This is a genomic window from Arthrobacter sp. FX8 (genome assembly GCF_026723805.1).
Classification (GTDB): domain Bacteria; phylum Actinomycetota; class Actinomycetes; order Actinomycetales; family Micrococcaceae; genus Arthrobacter.
The window spans coordinates 3,562,279-3,580,748 of the sequence record NZ_CP113505.1 but is presented as its reverse complement, the minus strand read 5'-3'; the positions used below and the strand labels follow the sequence as shown (position 1 = coordinate 3,580,748).

The 18,470-nt window shown below is 66.7% G+C and carries 15 protein-coding genes and 1 pseudogene; 12 read left to right on the top strand and 4 right to left on the bottom strand.

Annotation, left to right across the window (positions count from 1 at the left end; all coding sequences use genetic code 11):
• The 4 genes from OUO20_RS16675 (at nt 1) to OUO20_RS16660 (ending at nt 6,134) form a co-directional block, all read left to right on the top strand.
• Nucleotides 1-990: an ABC transporter permease gene (locus OUO20_RS16675; protein ID WP_018769746.1), complete on the top strand. Its 990-nt coding sequence runs from the start codon at nt 1-3 to the stop codon at nt 988-990.
• Nucleotides 987-3,185 carry an ABC transporter ATP-binding protein gene (locus OUO20_RS16670; protein WP_268002201.1) on the top strand — a complete coding sequence of 733 codons (2,199 nt, stop codon included), beginning with the start codon at nt 987-989 and terminating at the stop codon, nt 3,183-3,185. The genes OUO20_RS16675 and OUO20_RS16670 overlap by 4 nt, the downstream gene beginning before the upstream one ends.
• Nucleotides 3,186-3,234: 49 nt before the next feature.
• Nucleotides 3,235-4,950 (top strand): ABC transporter family substrate-binding protein, encoded by a 1,716-nt coding sequence (locus OUO20_RS16665; RefSeq protein ID WP_268002200.1) that lies wholly within the window; start codon nt 3,235-3,237, stop codon nt 4,948-4,950.
• A gap of 122 nt (nt 4,951-5,072) precedes the next feature.
• Nucleotides 5,073-6,134 carry a Gfo/Idh/MocA family protein gene (locus OUO20_RS16660; protein ID WP_268002199.1) on the top strand — a complete coding sequence of 354 codons (1,062 nt, stop codon included), beginning with the start codon at nt 5,073-5,075 and terminating at the stop codon, nt 6,132-6,134.
• A gap of 84 nt (nt 6,135-6,218) precedes the next feature.
• Here the strand turns inward: OUO20_RS16660 and ald are convergent, their stop codons facing one another.
• Entirely contained in the window at nt 6,219-7,337 is a 1,119-nt protein-coding gene (gene ald / locus OUO20_RS16655; RefSeq protein WP_268002198.1) for an alanine dehydrogenase, read from the bottom strand.
• Nucleotides 7,338-7,571: 234 nt separating this feature from the next.
• Between ald and OUO20_RS16650 the strand changes: the two genes are divergently transcribed.
• Entirely contained in the window at nt 7,572-8,792 is a 1,221-nt protein-coding gene (locus OUO20_RS16650; protein ID WP_442781093.1) for a PucR family transcriptional regulator, read from the top strand.
• Nucleotides 8,793-8,808: 16 nt separating this feature from the next.
• Here the strand turns inward: OUO20_RS16650 and OUO20_RS16645 are convergent, their stop codons facing one another.
• From OUO20_RS16645 to ptsP, 3 genes and pseudogenes are all read right to left on the bottom strand, one after another.
• Nucleotides 8,809-9,618, bottom strand: a complete 810-nt coding sequence (locus OUO20_RS16645) for an alpha/beta fold hydrolase (RefSeq protein WP_268002197.1) — start codon at nt 9,616-9,618, stop codon at nt 8,809-8,811.
• A gap of 5 nt (nt 9,619-9,623) precedes the next feature.
• Nucleotides 9,624-10,040, bottom strand: a complete 417-nt coding sequence (locus tag OUO20_RS16640; RefSeq protein WP_268003454.1) for a helix-turn-helix domain-containing protein — start codon at nt 10,038-10,040, stop codon at nt 9,624-9,626.
• A 49-nt stretch (nt 10,041-10,089) separates the two neighbouring features.
• Nucleotides 10,090-11,774 (bottom strand): annotated as a pseudogene (ptsP, locus tag OUO20_RS16635) (phosphoenolpyruvate--protein phosphotransferase).
• 190 nt (nt 11,775-11,964) lie between these two features.
• Between ptsP and OUO20_RS16630 the strand changes: the two are divergent.
• From OUO20_RS16630 to OUO20_RS21575, 7 genes are all read left to right on the top strand, one after another.
• On the top strand, nt 11,965-12,663 hold the full coding sequence (locus tag OUO20_RS16630) for a TetR/AcrR family transcriptional regulator (RefSeq protein ID WP_018769737.1): 699 nt from the start codon (nt 11,965-11,967) through the stop codon (nt 12,661-12,663).
• An 87-nt stretch (nt 12,664-12,750) separates the two neighbouring features.
• Entirely contained in the window at nt 12,751-14,808 is a 2,058-nt protein-coding gene (locus OUO20_RS16625; protein WP_268002196.1) for a PTS mannitol transporter subunit IICBA, read from the top strand.
• On the top strand, nt 14,808-15,971 hold the full coding sequence (locus OUO20_RS16620) for a mannitol-1-phosphate 5-dehydrogenase (protein WP_018769735.1): 1,164 nt from the start codon (nt 14,808-14,810) through the stop codon (nt 15,969-15,971). Before OUO20_RS16625 ends, OUO20_RS16620 begins: the two co-directional genes overlap by 1 nt.
• Nucleotides 15,972-16,150: 179 nt before the next feature.
• The gene (locus tag OUO20_RS16615) at nt 16,151-16,642 is read left to right on the top strand and encodes a GNAT family N-acetyltransferase (protein ID WP_018769734.1); all 492 of its coding nucleotides are present in this window, start codon (nt 16,151-16,153) and stop codon (nt 16,640-16,642) included.
• Nucleotides 16,643-16,683: 41 nt separating this feature from the next.
• Nucleotides 16,684-17,124, top strand: a complete 441-nt coding sequence (locus tag OUO20_RS16610) for a MarR family winged helix-turn-helix transcriptional regulator (RefSeq protein WP_134164900.1) — start codon at nt 16,684-16,686, stop codon at nt 17,122-17,124.
• A gap of 28 nt (nt 17,125-17,152) precedes the next feature.
• Nucleotides 17,153-18,010: an MFS transporter gene (locus OUO20_RS16605; protein ID WP_326498046.1), complete on the top strand. Its 858-nt coding sequence runs from the start codon at nt 17,153-17,155 to the stop codon at nt 18,008-18,010.
• Nucleotides 17,896-18,378, top strand: coding sequence for a hypothetical protein (locus OUO20_RS21575; RefSeq protein ID WP_326498097.1), 483 nt, complete (start codon nt 17,896-17,898; stop codon nt 18,376-18,378). The genes OUO20_RS16605 and OUO20_RS21575 overlap by 115 nt, the downstream gene beginning before the upstream one ends.
• Nucleotides 18,379-18,470: the final 92 nt, after the last annotated feature.

The window sequence follows — 18,470 nt, the reverse complement described above, 5'->3', positions numbered from 1 at the left end:
ATGACCAACCTGAACGCCGTTGACCCGGCAGCCGTGGCGCAGGACGCGCACCTGGAGAGCGCCGACGTCGTCATCGGCAAAAACACCATTATCTTTCGCCGCTTCCTGCGGAACAGGACCGCAGTGGCGGGCCTGGCCATCTTCCTGGCCCTGACGGTTTTCTCGTTCATCGGGGGATTCTTCACCCCGTGGGACAAGGAAACCATCGACCCCTTCAACATCGGAATGCCGCCATCGGCCGACCACTTCCTCGGTACGTCCCAGGCCGGAATCGATCTCTACGCCATGACCGTCGAGGGCACCAGGATCTCCATCCTGATTGGCCTGGTGGTAGGCCTCGTGTCGGTCCTGATCGCCGCCGTCTACGGCTGCAGCATGGCCTACTTCGGCGGCAAGGTGGACAAGGTGATGCTGTTCATCCTGGAGGCCCTGATCATGATGCCGGCACTCCTGGTGGTGGCCGTCGCCACCAGCGGCGGCGCTGCGGGCCTCAAGCGGGACCTTCCCTCATGGCTGCTGCTCATCATCGTGCTGCTGGTATTCAGCTGGATGGGGACGGCCCGCCTGATCCGTTCCATGTCCATGTCCCTCATGCAGCGTGACTTCGTCAAGGCCGCCCAGTACATGGGCGTGCCGCCGCGGCGGATCGTCTGGCGCCACCTGGTTCCGAACATCGGCTCGCTGCTGATCCTGGACATCACCCGCGGGGTCACGGCGGCCATCCTCGCCGAGGTGGCCTTTTCCTTCATCGGCATCGGGATCAAGGTCCCGGACGTGAGCCTCGGCGTCCTGATCGGCGGTGCCACCTCCCAGGTGCAGACCTTCCCCTGGATGTTCTGGGTACCGCTGACCGTCATGTTCCTCCTGACCGGCTCGCTGGCCATGATGAACGACGGCCTGCGGGACGCCTTCGACCCCAGCTCCAGTTCCACCGGCAAGGCCAGGAAGGCCAAAGCCCGGACCATCCCCGCGGAAAAGAAGACGGCATGAGCAGCGAAACCACCACCGGAGCCATGGAACCCGCCCGGTCGGACGTGGAGCGCCTGCACGTGGCAGGACTGCACGCCCCTGCCGACGCAGTGCTGTCCGTCCGCGACCTGAATGTCCGCTTCAGTTCAGAGAACGGCGTGGTCCACGCCGTCAGGGGCGTCGACTTCGACCTGATGCCCGGCAAGACCCTGGGGATCGTTGGTGAATCAGGCTCCGGCAAATCGGTCACCTCGCTGGCCATCATGGGACTCCTCCCGCCCGCGGCCCAGGTCTCCGGCTCCGTCCGGCTCAACGGCAGGGAACTGCTGGGGCTGAGCGACAAGGCCATGTGCCAATTCCGCGGGAACGACCTTGCCATGGTGTTCCAGGACCCCCTCTCCTCCCTTACTCCCGTCTTCACGGTGGGCACCCAAATCATCGAAGCGCTGGCCATCCACCACCCCTCCATGAGCAGGAAGGCCAAGGAAGCCCGCGCCGTCGAGCTTCTCGCCATGGTGGGGATCCCCAGCCCCCGTGAACGGCTGAAAGCCTTCCCGCACGAGTTCTCCGGCGGCATGCGCCAGCGCGTCATGATCGCCATCGCCATCGCCAACAACCCGCGCGTCCTGATCGCGGACGAGCCGACGACGGCCCTGGACGTCACCATCCAGGCCCAGGTCCTCGAGGTGCTCCACGCGGCACAGGAGGAGACCGGTGCCGCCGTCGTGATGATCACGCACGACCTCGGCGTGGTGGCCGGGATGGCAGACGACATCATGGTCATGTACGCGGGCAAGCCGGTGGAAACCGGTGCCGTGGACGACATCTACTACAACCCGCGGATGCCCTACACCATGGGCCTGCTGGGCGCCGTGCCCCGGGTGGACGTGGCGGAGAAATCCTCGCTCGTCCCCATCGAGGGAATGCCGCCCAACCTGCTCCACGCCCCCACCGGATGCTCGTTCGCACCCCGCTGCCCCCTTGCCTCGGAGGCCTGCCTTGACGGCGAGCCCGCCCTCGCACCCGTCGACGGCGGCGCACTGCACCGTGCCGCCTGCATCAAGTCCGGATCGCTGGGCGGAACTGTGGATGTCCACGACGTGTTCGCCGCCCCGCCGGTGCCTGTGTCCCGCTTCGACGCCATCCCCCGTGCCCAGCGGGACACCGTGCTGAGGCTCAAGGACGTGCGGAAGCATTTCCCGCTGACCAGGGGCGCCTTGATCAAGCGCAGGATCGGCACGGTCAAGGCCGTGGACGGCGTGACCTTTGATATCCGCGAAGGTGAATGCTTCTCCATCGTGGGCGAGTCCGGATCGGGAAAGACCACCACGCTCCTGGAGATCATGGAGTTCCATCCGGACCAGGACGGCGAGGTGGTGATCGGCGGGCTCAGCAACAAGCAGGCTGCCGACGCAAAGACCCAAGCCAGGATGCGCCGCGAGCTCCAGATGGTGTTCCAGGATCCCACTGGCGCCCTGGATCCCCGGTTCACGGTGTACGAGGTCCTTGCCGAACCCCTGCAGAACGCGGGCATGGACCGGGCGGCCACCAGGAAGCGGATCATGGAGCTGATGAAGCTCGTGGGCCTGCAGCCGGACCACGTCAACCGCTTCCCCAACCAGTTCTCCGGCGGCCAGCGCCAGCGGATCGGGATCGCCCGGGCGTTGGCCGTGAACCCCAAGCTGGTGGTTTTGGACGAACCCGTCTCCGCCCTGGACGTATCGGTCCAGGCCGGCGTGATCAACCTCCTGGACCACCTGCGCGCCGAATTGGGCCTGAGCTACCTGCTGGTGGCGCACGACCTCTCCGTGGTGCGCCACATCTCCAACCGGGTGGCGGTGATGTACTTGGGCAAAATCGTGGAGATCGGTGCCGTGGACCGGGTGTTCGACAACCCCCGCCACCCCTATACCCGTGCGCTCCTCTCCGCCATCCCCGTGCCGGACCCCCAGCTGGAACGCACGCGCGAACGCATCATCCTGCAGGGTGACCTGCCCTCGCCGCTGCAGGCACCCAAAGGCTGCAACTTCGCCACCCGTTGTCCTGTCTTCGCGGCGCTGCCGCCGGCCAAGCAGGAAAAGTGCCTCACCCTGGAACCGCCCCTGGAAACTGCGGCATCCGCCACGGACCAGCAGTTCGCCTGCTTCTTTCCGGACGGGGAACTGGATGAGGACATGCTGGTGGTCCACGAACCGGCGGACCACCATGCGCCCTAGGACTTCTCGACCCACACGCACCACCACTCGCACCAATGAAGGGAAAACCATGAGGAAACTGAACAGGATCGGCGGAGCTGCAGCTGTTGCTGCGGCCCTGGCGCTGACGGCCTGCGGCGGTGGCGGTGCCAGCGGCCCCGAAACGGCCAAGGCACAGGCATCGGGAAGCGACCTGGCCAAGCTGATCAGCATCAACGAGAAGCCGGCCGCCGACCTGCAGCAGGGCGGCAAGGTTACCCTTCCGTTGGGCAACATCGGGCCGGACTTCAACGGGTTCTCCAACAACGGCAACAGTGCGGACAACTCAGCGCTGCAGGTTCCCATGAACCCGGTCGCCATGAACGGCGGCGGAATGGGCGGCTGCTGGAAGGTGGACTTCAAGGGCAAGGTCACGCCGAACACGGATTTCTGCGAGTCGGTGGACAGCGTGGTCAAGGACGGCAAGCAGACCATCACCATCAAGGTGAACCCCAAGGCCACTTACAACGACGGCACGCCGATCGACGTCAAGGCCTTCAAGAACACCTGGAACATCCTCAAGAGCCCGGATGCCGGCTACGACATCGTCAGCTCGGGTGCCTACGAGTTCGTTGACTCCGTCGAGGCGGGCAGCAACGACAAGGAAGTCATCGTCAAGACCAGCCGGCCGGTCTTTCCGGTGGATTCGCTGTTCTTCGGACTCATCCACCCTGCCGTCAACACCCCCGAGATCTTCAATGAGGGATTCAACGGCAACATGCACCCCGAGTGGATGGCAGGTCCCTTCAAGCTCGACCAGTACGATACCGCCGCCAAGACCGTAACCCTGGTGCCGAACGACAAGTGGTGGGGCCAGAAGCCGGTCCTTGCCAACGTAACCTTCCGGCAGCTGGAAACCAGCGCCCAGATCGCCGCGTTCAAGAACGGCGAGATTGACGCGATGTCGGCCAACACCATCTCCCTCTACAAGCAGCTCGACGGCACCAAGGACTCCGACATCCGCCGCGGCCAGCGACTGTTTGCCGGCGGCCTGAACCTGAACGCCCAGCGCATCACCGACGTCAACGTCCGCAAGGCCATCTTCGCCGCCGTCGACCGTGAAGCCCTGCGCAAGGTCCGCTTCAACGGGTTGAACTGGGAGGAGCCCAGCTCCGGTTCCATGATGCTCCTGCCGTTCTCGGACTACTACCAGGACAACTACCCGGTCAAGGAAACCGGCGCGGACGCCGCCAAGAAGGTCCTCACCGACGCCGGCTACACGGCCAACGCCAACGGGATCATGGAGAAGGACGGCAAGCCCGCCGCCTTCAAGATCAGCAACTTTGGCGACGACCCCACCACCCTGGCAGTGGCCCAGACGCTCCAGAAGCAGCTCCAGGCCGGCGGCATGGATGTCGGGATTGACCAGCGCGCCTCCGCCGACTTCGGCAAGGTCCTGGGCAGCCGTGAGTTCGACCTGAGCATCTCCGGCTACACGGTTGGTCCGGACGCCACCGATGCCGTCAAGCAGTACTACGACTCCAAGACCAACGAGAACAAGCTGGGCGACGCCGAGCTGGACAAGAAGATTGCCGACCTCGCCTCGATCGAGGACAACGCCGCCCGCAACAAGGCAGCCATGGATGTGGAGAAGGAGCACATGGCCAAGTACTACTCCATGGGCGTGGTCTTCAACGGCCCGCAGATCTCCTTCGTCCGCACCGGCCTGGCCAACTACGGCCCGTCCCTCTTCAAGAGCCTCTCGCAGGTTCCGGACTGGACCACCATCGGCTGGGAAAAGAAGTAACGTCCCTCCCGCGGGTAGCCGCACAACGCCGAAAGACGGCACCCCTGGTCACCAGGGGTGCCGTCTTTCGGCGTTGTGCGGGTCTTGTTCGACGCCGCCACGCCAGGGGTAGCGTTGGTTCCATGACCGGAAATGAAGGCGACCAGCGCACCATCCGTACCGCCGTCGTCGGCTATGGGCTAGCCGGCAGCGTGTTCCACGCGCCGTTGCTCGCGGCCAACAGCAGCTACTCGCTGGACGCCGTGGCCACGTCCGATGCCGGGCGGAGGGCGGCTGCCTCATCCAGGCTTCCAGGGGTGGAGGTAATGCGGGACGGGGCCGCCGTCCTTAAGCGGGCAGCCGACCTTGACCTGGTGGTCCTGGCGACGCCGCCCGCGACGCACCATTCGCTGGCCACGGCAGCGTTGGAAGCGGGGCTGGACGTGGTGGTGGACAAGCCATTTGCGGTCACCAGCGGGCAGGGGCAGGAACTGATCGACCTGGCGCGGCAGCTGGGCCGCGTGCTCACGGTGTTCCACAACCGGCGGTGGGACGGGGACTTCCTCACGCTGCGAAAGCTGCTGGCCGCGCAGTCGCTGGGAAGCGTCACCAGGTTCGAGTCGCGTTTCGAACGCTGGTCCCCGGCCATCAGCAAAGCCTGGAAGGCCCGGGCCACAGCCGTCGACGGGGGAGGCATCCTGTTTGATCTTGGCAGCCACCTGATCGACCAGGCGCTGCAGCTGTTCGGCCCGGCCGCCGTGCTCCACGCCGAGCTGAAGGCGCGGCGCTCGGATGAGCGGACGGATGATGACGTCTTCCTGGTCCTGCGGCACGATTCGGGGGTGACCAGCCACCTGACCATGAACATGCTGTGCGCGCAGCAGGGTCCGCGCTTCCGGGTGCTGGGCTCGATAGGCGGCTTCACCAAGAACGGTGTGGACCCCCAGGAGCCCTACATGGCGGCCGGCGGCAGCCCCCTGGATCCCGCCTACGGCCAGGAGGCGCCGGAGTGGGCCGGCCTCTTGGGCCGCGACGGCCACCTGGACCGGCTCCCCACCGAACGCGGCGCGTACCCCGAGTTCTACCGGATCCTGGCGGACAAGATCCTCGACGGCGGCACCGCGTCAGCCCGTCCCCTCCCGGTAGACCCGGAAGACGCGGTCGCGGCCCTGAAAATCATGGAAAAAGCGCGCGAACTGGCTTAGGCCCGTCGATTGCTCCCCACAGGGCCCCCGTAGACGGCGTTTTGAGGGCTCAAAAGGGCGAGTAGGAGCAATCGACGGAGGGGCTTACGCGGAGACCAGTTCGTGCCAGTCCTTGACGAGGGGCAGGTTGTGGGCTTCGGACACGGAGTGGTGTGCCACGTGGCCGGCGGCGATGTTCAGGCCGGCGGCGAGGGCGGGGTCGCGGTCGAAGGCGGCCCTGACCCCCAGGTTGGCCAGGGACACGGCGTAGCGCAGGGTGACGTTGGTCAGCGCGTAGGTGGAGGTGTTGGGCACGGCGCCGGGCATGTTGGCCACGCAGTAGAAGATGGTGTTGTGCACCTTGTACGTGGGTTCCTGGTGCGTGGTGGGGTGCGTGTCCTCGAAGCAGCCGCCCTGGTCCACCGCGATGTCCACCAGGACCGAGCCGGGCTTCATCCGGGCCACGAGGTCGTTGGTGACCAGCTTGGGGGCCTTGGCGCCCGGGATCAGGACGGAACCGATCACCAGGTCGGCGTCCACCACTGACTTTTCGATCTCGTACTTGTTGGAGGCAACCGTCTTCAGCCGTCCCTGGTACTGGGCGTCCAGTTCGCGCAGGCGGTTGATGTTGATGTCCAGGATAGTGACGTCGGCACCCAGGCCCAGGGCCATGGCTGCGGCGTTGGTGCCGGCAACACCGGCGCCCAGGACCACCACTTTGGCGGGGCGCACGCCGGGAACGCCGCCCAGCAGGACGCCCTTGCCGCCGGCCGGAGCCATCAGCGAGGTGGCGCCCACCTGGACGGAGAGGCGGCCGGCAACCTCGGACATCGGGGCCAGCAGCGGCAGCGAGCGGCCTTCCTGCACCGTTTCGTAGGCGATGGCAGTGACGCCGGAGTTGATGAGTTCGCGGGTGAGTTCCGGCTCGGCAGCCAGGTGCAGGTAGGTGAAGAGGATCAGGCCCTTGCGGAAGCGGTGGTACTCGGACTTGATGGGCTCCTTGACCTTCATCACCATGTCGGCGCGGGCCCAGACATCGTCCGCCTCGTTAACGATCTCGGCGCCCGCGATCGAGTATTCCTCATCGGTAATGCCTGATCCAAGGCCGGCACCGCGCTCCACCAGGACGGTGTGTCCGTGGGGGCGGAATTCGTGGACTCCGGCCGCGGTGATGGCCACGCGGAATTCGTTGTTCTTGATTTCTTTGGGGACGCCGATGATCATCGTCTGCTCCAGTGTGCGGGGCCGGTGGGCCGAAAAAACGGAAAGGATTTCGTGTTTCAACGATAAATCCGGCTGTGAGCCACGTGACACGGAGCGGGCTTGCAGCCATGCCAAGGACCCCCGTGATTCCGCGGTTTTGACGCTTCAGTGCTCGACAGGTGTCGAGCACTGAAGCGTCAGGTGTCGCCTCGTGTCCGTTCGTCTGTAGAGCTTCCAGCGCAGTAGTGTTGCCCCATGCAGCAGCAGGGTGTGGAACAGCTCGTCGAACAGGTGGCGCAGAAGCTGGGGCGCGGCCTGTCCCTCGAGGACCTGGACGGCCTTTTGCTGGCCTACAGCTCCAACCAGTCCCACGCCGACCGGGTGCGGGTGAACTTCCTGCTGAGCAAAAAGGTCCCGGCGGACGTGAGCGCGTGGCAGCTCTCGCACGGCATCGCCACCGCCGTGCGGCCCGTTGTGGTCCCGGCCAACCCTGATCTGGGCATGCTGGGCAGGGTCTGCGTTCCGCTCCTGGTGCGGGGCTTCCGCGTGGGTTACCTCTGGGTGCAGCAGGACTCCGCGGAGGAAAGCCCGACGGCGATCCTCACCCAGCTGCCGGGCGTGAACCATGAGCTTGAGCTGCTGTCCGGCCTCCTGCTCGATTCGAATACGGCCGAATCCGAATTCCGGCGGGGCCGGGAGCGGGAGTTCCTGGCCGCCTGCGCGGGAGAACCCAACGCCGTGGCCGCCGTGGCCGGATGGAAGGAAGTCCAGGGCCGCGGTCCGTGGCAGATGGTCACGGTCCTCGATGCGGACGGCTGGGCCAGCGGCCCGGACCCCATCGCGTCCACCCTGATCCACCGCTCCACAGCGCTCCAGGCAACCGTGGGCGTGGACGCCGCCCTTTTCAGCGCCGGTACGGAAACCCACTCGGTGGTGCTGTTCCGCGAGTCGACGGGCCGGGCCAACCACGCCCAGGTCCTGGTCCACTACCAGCTGGAGCTGGCCAAACGGTCCGGCCGCCCGGTCCACCGGATCATCCTGGGCATCAGCGAGGGCTTCTCCAAGACCCGCCAGCTCTCCGAGGCATACCGGCAGTCGCGGGTGGCAGCGCAGGCGGCAGCCGTGGACCCGCAGCTGGGTGAACTGGTGGACATCCGCGCAACGGGCGTCTACCAGCTTCTCGCTTCGGCCGGGGGAGGGGTGGGGGCCTGGGCGGATTCCGGTTCGGTGTACTTCCGGATGCTCGAGGACCACGACCGCAACGACGAGCTCATCCCGGTCCTTGAACTCCTGCATGACAACGATGGGTCCGTGCAGGATGTGGCCGGCAAGCTCCACCTGCACCGCAGCAGCATCTACAACAGGCTGGGCCGGATCCGGCAGCTGCTGGGGGTGGACCCGCTGAAGGGGATGCCCCGCCTGGAGCTGCACGCCGCGTTGAAGATGCGGCGCTGGGCGGCGAGGCCAAGGATCTGAGTACCCAGACCTGGCGTTAGGCACCGGCCTCGTTGAAGGACATGATGGCGGCCGCTACCTGCCGTGGCCGCAGGTGCTGGGCCACGTGTCCTGCCCGGTCGATCTCAACAAAGCGTCCCTGCGGCACCACCTGGGCGAGGAGGCGCGACCAATCCGCGCCCGCCACCGGGTCCTGTTTCCCGCGCAGGACCAGCACCGGCACATTGATGCCCGCCAGCCGCAGCTCCGTGGGGTAGCCCATCATCACGGGGAGCACGGTGAAGTACCATCGCGGACCGCAGCGGAAGTAGTCCGACACCACCAGCCAGTTGGAGGAGGCGCTTTCCCGGAGGAGCGAGTCCAGGAACAGCGCCAGGCCCTGCCGCCCCACGCTGCGGTGCCGCGAATCGACCACGGGACCCATCAACACCAGCCGCAGTGCCTGGTCCGGTGCGCAGAGTGCCGCCTCGATGGCGAACTGGACGCCCATCGAATGTCCCACCAGGATGTACGGGCCAATGCCGCTGGCCTTCAGAGCCTGCGCGATGAAGGCGCCGTAGTCCTCCACGGACAACTGCCTCCCCGGCCTGGGGGTGCCGGCAAAGCCCGGCAGGTCCAGGGAATAGGTGGGGGCAGTGGCGGCGAGCTCACCGTGCAGGCGGCGGAGGTAGCGGTGGGAAACGCCGATGCCGTGGATGAGGATGTATGCGGGCTCTCGCGAACCGTCCGCGCGTTCCATCCCCGGTGCAGGTGTTCCATCAGCCCAGAGGATCCGGCCTTTCAGCCCGTGGGCTTCCAGGTCGGCTGACTGCAGCGGAGGGCTTGTCCGGCCTCCGGCCTTCGCCATGGGCACTATTCCCCCGGGCCAGCGTCTGCGCCGGCGTTCTTGTCCTGCCTGCGCTTGTGTTCGGCAAGTTTCTGGCTTTCGAGCCACGCCATGATGTCAGCCTGCCGGATCCGCCGGTGCGAGCCGCGGTACTCCACCGGGATCTCACCGCGGTCCGTCATGTTGCGCAGGTAGGTGTGCGAAATCCCCGCCAGCTCTGCCGCCTGCGACGTGGTCAGCATTTCCGCCACGCTGCTCACGGTCACCGTTTCGCCGCGGCCCAGCCGGGCAAGGAGGTCCACGACGGCGTCCCGCGCCTGCCCGGGCAGCCGATGGACCGTTCCGTCGACGAAGACAGTGATGTCATTGCTGTCCTCGAGGGCGCGCGTCAGGACGCGGGCTTCGCCGGCGGGCAGGCCGGCCGTGACGCGGGGGCTGTCAATGCCATGGACGTAGCCTATCCCGGCCGCAGCCCGCGTGGCCGCGGACCCGTCAGAGCCCCAGCTCCTCCAATACCGGCAGCTTTTCCCGGACCCACGCCCGCGCCTCGGTGGCGCTCGGCGCGGACAGGGCGAGCTTGGCCAGGTCCTGGGCTTCGGACAGGGTTACCGTCTTCAGGACTGCTGCCACCGCGGCGAGGGACCGCGCCGTCATGGACAGGGTGCTGACGCCCAGGCCGGTGAGGACAACGGCGAGGGCGGGATCGGCGGCGGCCTCGCCGCAGACACCCACCGGTTTGTTGTGGCCCTCGGCCCGGGATCCTTCAACCGTCAGTCCGACCAGCCGCAGGACGGCCGGCTGCCACGGGGTGTTCAGGTTGGCCAGCGGGCCGAGCTGGCGGTCGGCGGCCATGGCGTACTGGGTGAGGTCGTTGGTGCCCAGGCTGGCAAAGCTGACTTCGCGGAGGATGGCCTCGGCGGTGAGGGCCGCGGAGGGGACCTCCACCATCACGCCGGGGGTCTTGATGCCCGCATCGGCGCACATGGAGGCGAACCGGGCCGCTTCTTCCGCAGTGGAGATCATCGGGGCCATGACCCAGACGTCGGCCCCTGACTGCTTCTGAGCCAGGGCAATGGCTTCCAGCTGCCGGTCCAGGACGCCGGGGGTGGTGAAGTCGGTGCGGTAGCCGCGGACGCCAAGGGCCGGGTTGGGCTCCGTGGAATCCGTCAGGAACGGCAGCGGCTTATCCGCACCGGCATCCAGCGTCCGGAGGACCACCTTCTTGCCGGGGAAGGCATCAAAAACGCTCTTGTAGGCAGCAGCCTGCTCTTCGACGCTGGGTTCGGTGTCGCGCTCCAAAAGCAGAACTCGGTGCGGAACAGGCCCACGCCCTGGGCGCCCAGCTTGGCGGCCGCTTCGGCGTCCTTGCCGCCGCCCACGTTGGCGAGCAGCGGCACCTCGTGGCCGTCCGCCGTCGCGCCCGTGCCGGTGAATTCAACCAGCAGCGACGCCGTGGCGGCCCATGCTTCCGCTGTTGCCCGGAGGGATTCGTCGGGGTCGGAAGTGATGAGGCCGGCCGCGCCGTCCACGTACACCTCGGTGCCGTCCGGCAGTTCGTCCACTCCCACGGCGGCAACCACGGCGGGCAGGCCAAGGGACCGGGCGATGATGGCGGTGTGGGACTGGGGGCCGCCGCCGGCGGTGACCAGCGCCAGGACCTTGTTCGGGTCAAGCGTTGCGGTGTCCGCGGGGGCCAGGTCCTCGGCCACCAGGACGAACGGGGTGTTGGACGCGGGAATGCCGGGCGCGGGCACGCCGCGGAGCTCGGCCACGATGCGGGCGCGCACGTCCAGGACGTCGGTGGCACGTTCGGCCATGTAGCCGCCCAGGTTGTGCAGCATTTCGGAGACGGAGGAGCCGGACTCCCAGATGGCGCGTTCGGCAGAGGTGCCGCGGGCCACCAGCTTGGCCGCACCCTTGATCAGCATGGTGTCCTTGGCCATTAGGGCGGTGGCCTCCAGGACGGCCTTGCCGTCGCCGGTGGCATGGGCGGCGCGGTCCTTCAGTTCGTCGTGCACGGCCTGCGCGGCGGCCTTCAGTGCTGCGGTGGCTTCTTCTGCAGTGGTGTCCGGGGCCAGCTGTTCACCGGCGGGAGGCTCACTGATCGGTTTGGGCATCTGCCGGATGGTGCCGATGACGCGGCCTGGACTGACGCCTACTCCTGGGAAGTTCTGCACTGAAGGTCCTCATTCTCTGCCGGTAGACAGGCCCGCCAAGTTCCCCCGGCGCCGTGCCGGGTCCGCCGGAGGACTGCTACGTCCAGGGCGGGAAACGTGCCTGAAAAAATTGTATGTGATTCAGTTCATATAGCAACGCTATAGGTGCTAGGGTAGCGGTTATGAGTTTGGATGGCCAGCTTCCCCCAAAATGCGGCTGCTCCGTGCTGCCGCGGAACTGCTGGCAAAATCCGCGGGGGCTCCGGTGTCCACGCGCCAGATCACGCAGCTGGCCGGGGTTTCGGCTCCTACGCTGTACCACCACTTCGGTGACAAGGAAGGTTTGTTCGACGCCGTCGTCGCCGCAGGGTTTGAAGAATATGTCGCGGGCGAAAGGGATTTCGCCCCCTCCGGACAGCCCATCGAGGACATCCGGAGAATGTGGGACAACCACGTCCAGTTCGGACTGAACCAGCCCGAGCTGTACCTGGTGATGTTCGGCAATATCCGCCCGGAGAGCCGGCCTGCCATCGTGGCGGACGCTGAGGCGCTCATGGAGGAGATGCTGAACAAGGCAGCGGCGGCGGGCCAGCTGAACGTCCAGCCCCGGGAGGCAGCCAGGTCCATCCTGGCCGCCAACGTGGGCGTGACGCTGATGCTGATTGCGGAGCCCGCTTCCGAACGCAACCTCGAACTGTCCACCATGACCCGGGACGCCATGATCTTCGCGGTGTCCGCCGAGCCCGCCAGCGGCCCGGCCCCGGGCGGCACCGGAAAGTCCTCGGTGGTGGTGGCAGCGATCGCCCTGAACGCCGCACTTCAGGCTTCGCACTCTGACCAGCTTTCCAGCTCGGAACTCAAGCTCTTCCTCGAATGGCTTCACCGGATCTCCACCAGCCCTGCCGGCTAGCCCCGGACCCCCGTAGTACCCAGCAGTACGTCGTCGTAATCATCGGACCACTCCTGCGGAGCAGCAGGAATGAGGTTAGGAAATCACATGGCAACAGAGACAGTTGCAAAACCCCGCACCAGCGCGCGCGTGCACGTCCAAAAGTTCGGGACATTCCTGTCCGGCATGATCATGCCCAACATTGGGGCGTTTATCGCCTGGGGCATCATCACGGCCCTCTTCATTGAGAAGGGCTGGCTGCCCGTACCCGTCCTCGGTGGCTTCGGTGAGACCGGCGGGAAGCCCAACGTCGGCCTTGTGGGCCCCATGATCACCTACCTGCTGCCACTCCTGATCGGATACACCGGCGGCAAGAACGTCTATGACGTCCGCGGCGGCGTGGTGGGGGCCATCGGCACCATGGGCGTGATCGTCGGTGCCGGCATCCCCATGTTCATCGGCGCCATGATCATGGGCCCGCTGGGCGGCTGGACCATGAAGAAGATCGACATGCTGTGGGAGGGCAAGATCCGCCCCGGCTTCGAGATGCTGGTCAACAACTTCTCTGCCGGTATCTGGGGCGCATTGCTCGCGATGCTGGGCTTCTTCGGCATTTCACCGCTGGTCACGGCCTTCAGCACCGGTGCCGGGAACGTGGTGCAGTTCCTGGTCAACAACGGCCTCCTGCCGCTGACCAGCATCTTCATCGAGCCCGCCAAGGTCTTGTTCCTGAACAACGCCATCAACCACGGCGTGCTGACCCCGCTGGGCGTCCAGCAGTCGCTGGACCAGGGCAAATCCATCCTGTTCCTGCTTGAAGCCAACCCGGGTCCCGGCCTGGGCATCCTGCTGGCCTACATGTTCTTCGGCCGCGGTGCCGCCAAGGCGTCGGCGCCCGGTGCTGCGATCATCCACTTCCTGGGCGGCATCCACGAGATCTACTTCCCGTACGTGCTCATGCGCCCGCTGCTGATCCTGGCCGCAATCGCAGGCGGCATGACCGGCATCGCCACCCTGGCCGTCACCGGCGCGGGCCTGGTTGCGCCGGCCGCTCCGGGATCCATCCTCGCCGTGCTGGCCCAGACGTCCCGCGACAGCTACCTCGGCGTGATCCTGTCGGTGGTGCTCGCCGCCACGGCATCCTTCCTGGTGGCCTCCGTCATCATGAAGACCACCAAGCACAGTGACGAAACAGGCCTGGGCGACGCCACCGCCCGCATGGAGGCAATGAAGGGCAAGAAGAGCTCGGTTTCCTCCACCCTGACCGGTGCAGGTGCAGGCGCTTCCGCAGGTGCCGCGTCCGGCGGCCGCGGCGGAGTGGGCGTGCTGGCCGGACCCGTCCGGAACATCGTGTTCGCCTGCGACGCCGGCATGGGCTCCAGCGCCATGGGCGCCTCGGTGCTGCGGAACAAGATCAAGGCGGCCGGGTTCCCGGACGTCAAGGTCACCAACGCCTCCATCGCCAGCCTCAGCGACACCTACGACGTGGTGATCACGCACCAGGACCTGACCGAGCGGGCCAAGCCGGCCACGTCCAGTGCCGTCCACTACTCGGTGGACAACTTCATGAGCAGCCCGCGGTACGACGAGATCGTCGAGCTGGTCCGCGAGAGCAACACGGAAGGCGGAACGTCCGACGCCGGCACCGCCCACGGTGCGCACGCCGCCGAGGCGCCGGTGGACGCAGCGCCTGCCGCAGCAGGTGCGGCAGCGGCAGCTCCTGCCGCCGGCAGCTCCGACATCCTGGCCCGCGAGAGCGTGGTCATGCGCGGTTCGGCCACCACCCGCGACGCCGCCATCGACGAGGCGGGCCGGCTGCTGCTGGCCCGTGGCGCCGTGGATGAGGGCTACATCGCCGCCATGCATGAGCGGGAAGAGTCCGTATCCACCTACATGGGCAGCTTCCTGGCCATCCCGCACGGCACCAACGCCGCCAAGGACCACATCCGCAAGTCGGCGGTTTCCGTCATCCGGTACCCGGAAGGCATCGACTGGAACGGCAAGCAGGTGAAGTTCGTGGTGGGCGTCGCCGGCATCAACAACGAGCACCTGCACATCCTGTCGTCCATCGCCAAGGTCTTCACCAACAAGGAACAGGTTGCCCGGCTCGAGGCCGCCACGTCCGAGGATGAAGTCCTGGAGCTTTTCGGAAAGGTCAACGCATAGTGAAGGCAGTACATTTTGGGGCCGGCAACATCGGCCGCGGCTTCGTGGGGCTGCTCCTGCATGACGCCGGCTACGAAGTGGTGTTCGCGGACGTGGCCGAAGACCTGATCAACCGGCTCAAGGAAGCGGACAGCTACGCCGTGCACGAAGTGGGGGAGAATCCCGCCGTGCGGACCGTGGACAACTTCCGGGCGCTGAACTCCAACGCCCAGGAAGCGGAACTGGTCTCCGAGATCGCCACGGCGGACATCGTCACCACCGCAGTGGGCCCGCACATCCTGAAGTTCGTGGCGCCGGTGATCGCCAAGGGCATCGCCGCAAGGGAGCCCGGCCGGGCGCCCCTGCAGGTGATGGCCTGTGAGAACGCCATCAACGCCACGGACATCCTGGCCAAGGAGGTGGCCGCCCAGCCAGGGGCCACCGCCGCAGTGCTGGACGGCAAGGCAGTGTTCGCCAATACTGCCGTGGACCGGATCGTGCCCAACCAGGAGGCCGGGCAGGGGCTGGACGTAACAGTGGAGACTTTTTACGAATGGGTCATCGACCGCACCGCGTTCGGTGACTCCGCTCCGGCCATTCCCGGCGCCACGTTCGTGGACGACCTCTCGCCCTACATCGAGCGGAAGCTGTTCACCGTGAATACCGGCCACGCCTCGGCGGCATACTTCGGGTTCGAGGCGGGCCTGGAGAAGATCTCCGACGCCATGGCGGACCAGGACGTGGCGGAGGATGTCCGGGCGGTGCTGGAGGAAACCAAGCAGCTCCTGGTGGCCAAGCACGGGTTCAGCAACGATGAGCAGGAAGCCTACGTCCAGAAGATCCTGGTCAGGTTCTCCAATCCCTATCTTCCGGACACCGTCAACCGGGTGGGCCGTGCTCCGCTGCGGAAGCTGAGCCGGAACGAGCGCTTCATCGGCCCCGCCGCCGAGCTGGCCGAACGTGGCGTGGTGCCGGAGGCCCTGCTTGGTGCCATCGCATCAGCGCTCCGGTTCAACGACCCCGCTGATACAGAGGCCACGGAGCTGGCAGAAATCCTTCGCTCCACCAGCCCCGCCGACGCCACGGCAAAAATCACCGGGCTGGCGCCTGGCCACCCGCTGTTCGCCGCCGTTGCCACCCTCGTCGAGGAGCGGCAGGCCGAAATGGCCGGCACCCCCGCCTGACGCGCCAACTGACACGCTCCATCATTACCTGCGCCCTCAAGCGCAACGCTCCATCAGATCCTGCAGGAATTCCGGCGACGCTCCATCAGAACGACGCCGGCACTTACCCAAGTGCCGGCGTCGTTCTTTGTCTGTGCCAAGCTGGGCGGGTGAACCAGAACCCAAATGCCGCGCCTGCTTTGCTCACCGCCGACGTCGACGGCGGGACGTTCCGCCTCAGGCACGCGACGCGTGCCGACATCCCGGACATGGTGCGCCTGCTGGCCGACGACGCCCTGGGCGCCGGCCGCGAGACCGCGAAGGATATGGAACCCTACGAACGCGCCTTTGACGCGATCCACGCCGACCCCGCCCATCTCCTGCTCGTCGGCGAAAGGGTGCCGCAGGGGGAAGAGGAGGGGCCGGTGGTTGCAACCTTCCAGCTGAGCTTCCTTCCCGGCATCTCCAGGCAGGGCGCGTGGCGCTCGCAGCTCGAAGGTGTCCGCGTGGCCGCGTCCCTTCGCGGGCAGGGCCTGGGGAGGCTCATGGTGGGCTGGGCCATCGCGGAGTCGCGGCGCCGGGGCTGCGACCTGATGCAGCTGACAACGCACCATAGCCGTTCGGCAGCCCAGCGGTTCTACCAACAGCTGGGCTTCGAGGCCAGCCACGTCGGCATGAAGCTGGCCCTCTAGGCCTTGACCGTTAGGTACCCTAACTGTTAGGGTACCTAACGATGACTGACGACGATCCCCAGCTCCACGAACTTGCCGCCGCCTTCCGTGAAGCCCTGCGGCACAGCGTCTACCTGGTCCGGCGCCTCGACGCGGACGGCGAACTCAGCGCCGCCCAGCTCAGTACCCTCAAGATGCTGCTCGGCGAGGGCCAGCGCGTCGGTGAGATCGCCCGGAACCTCGGTGTCCGCGTGCCCAGCGCTACCGAACAGATCATCAAGCTCGAACGCGCAGGCTTGGCGCGCCGGGAACCGGACCCGGATGACTCCCGCGCCGTCAGGGTGATCCTGACCCCCGAAGGCCGTTCCGCCGTCGACTCCGCAAACCGGCGGCGCAACCAGGTGATGGCCGCCATCCTCAGCACGCTCACCGACCAGGACCGCCAAGCCCTGGCGGAGGCCCTGCCGGTCATCGACAAAATCAACGCATCCCTCCAGAACTGAACCAGCCACGAACTTAGGAGCACCCTCCATGGACGGCCAGCTCGCAGAAACCCTGCAAGCACCAGAATCAACCTTGACGGCCGAAAAGGCCTCATTCCTCAAACAGCCGAAGGCGGTATGGGCCACCGCCCTCGCCGCAGTGTTCGCCTTCATGGGCATCGGCCTGGTGGACCCCATCCTTCCGGCCATCGCCACCAACCTGGACGCCAGCCCCAGCCAGGTCTCCCTCCTCTTCACCAGCTACTTCCTGGTCACCGCGCTGGCCATGCTGATCACGGGGTTCGTCTCCTCCCGCATCGGCGGCAAGCGGACGCTGCTGATCGGCCTGGCCGTCATCGTCGTGTTCTCCTCGCTGTCCGGCCTGTCCGGCAGCGTCGACGAGCTGGTGGGCTTCCGCGCCGGCTGGGGACTGGGCAACGCCCTGTTCGTCGCCACCGCCCTCGCCGTCATTGTTGGGGTGGCCAGCGGCGGCGCCGGCACCGCCATCATCCTCTACGAAGCCGCACTGGGCCTGGGCATCTCGCTCGGCCCGCTGCTCGGCGCCCTCTTGGGCGGCTGGCAGTGGCGCGCCCCGTTCTTCGGCACCGCCGTCCTCATGGCCGCCGCCTTCATCGCCCTGATCGCCCTCCTGCCCAGGACGCCGCTGCCTGAGCGCAAGGTGCGGTTGCGGGACCCCTGCTGGCGCTGGGCCACAAGGGACTGCGGACGACGGCGGCAAGCGGCTTGTTCTACAACTACGGCTTCTTCACCATCCTGGCTTTCACCCCGTTCATCCTGGGCATGGACGCGTACGGCATCGGCGGCGTCTTCTTTGGCTGGGGTGTGGCTGTGGCGGTATTTTCCGTCTTCGTTGCACCGGTCCTGCAGACCCGCTTCGGCGCGGTGAAGGTACTGACCGGCACTTTGTTCGTCCTCATGCTGGACCTGGCCGGGCTGGGACTGGCCGCGGGGCACTCGGTGCCTGCCGTCGTCGTCCTGGTCATTGTTGCCGGCGCGCTGCTGGGCATCAACAACACCATCTACACGGAACTGGCCATGGGCGTCTCTGATTCGCCCCGGCCGGTGGCTTCCTCCGGCTACAACTTTGTCCGCTGGATGGGCGGTGCCCTGGCCCCGTTCGCGGCGGCGCAGCTCGGTGAGCACTTCGGCCCGCAGGTCCCGTTCTTTGCCGGGGCGGTGGCCATGGTGATCGCCATCCTGGTCGCGTTCGTTGGCCGGGCCTACCTGTCCTCGCACGAACCGCACGTCGTGTAGCCGCTGCCGGCGCACCAACGGACAAACCCTCCATCACGGCATGTGATGGAGGGTTTGGTGTTTTCCTGCGGAAGCTGATGGGGCGTTCCAGG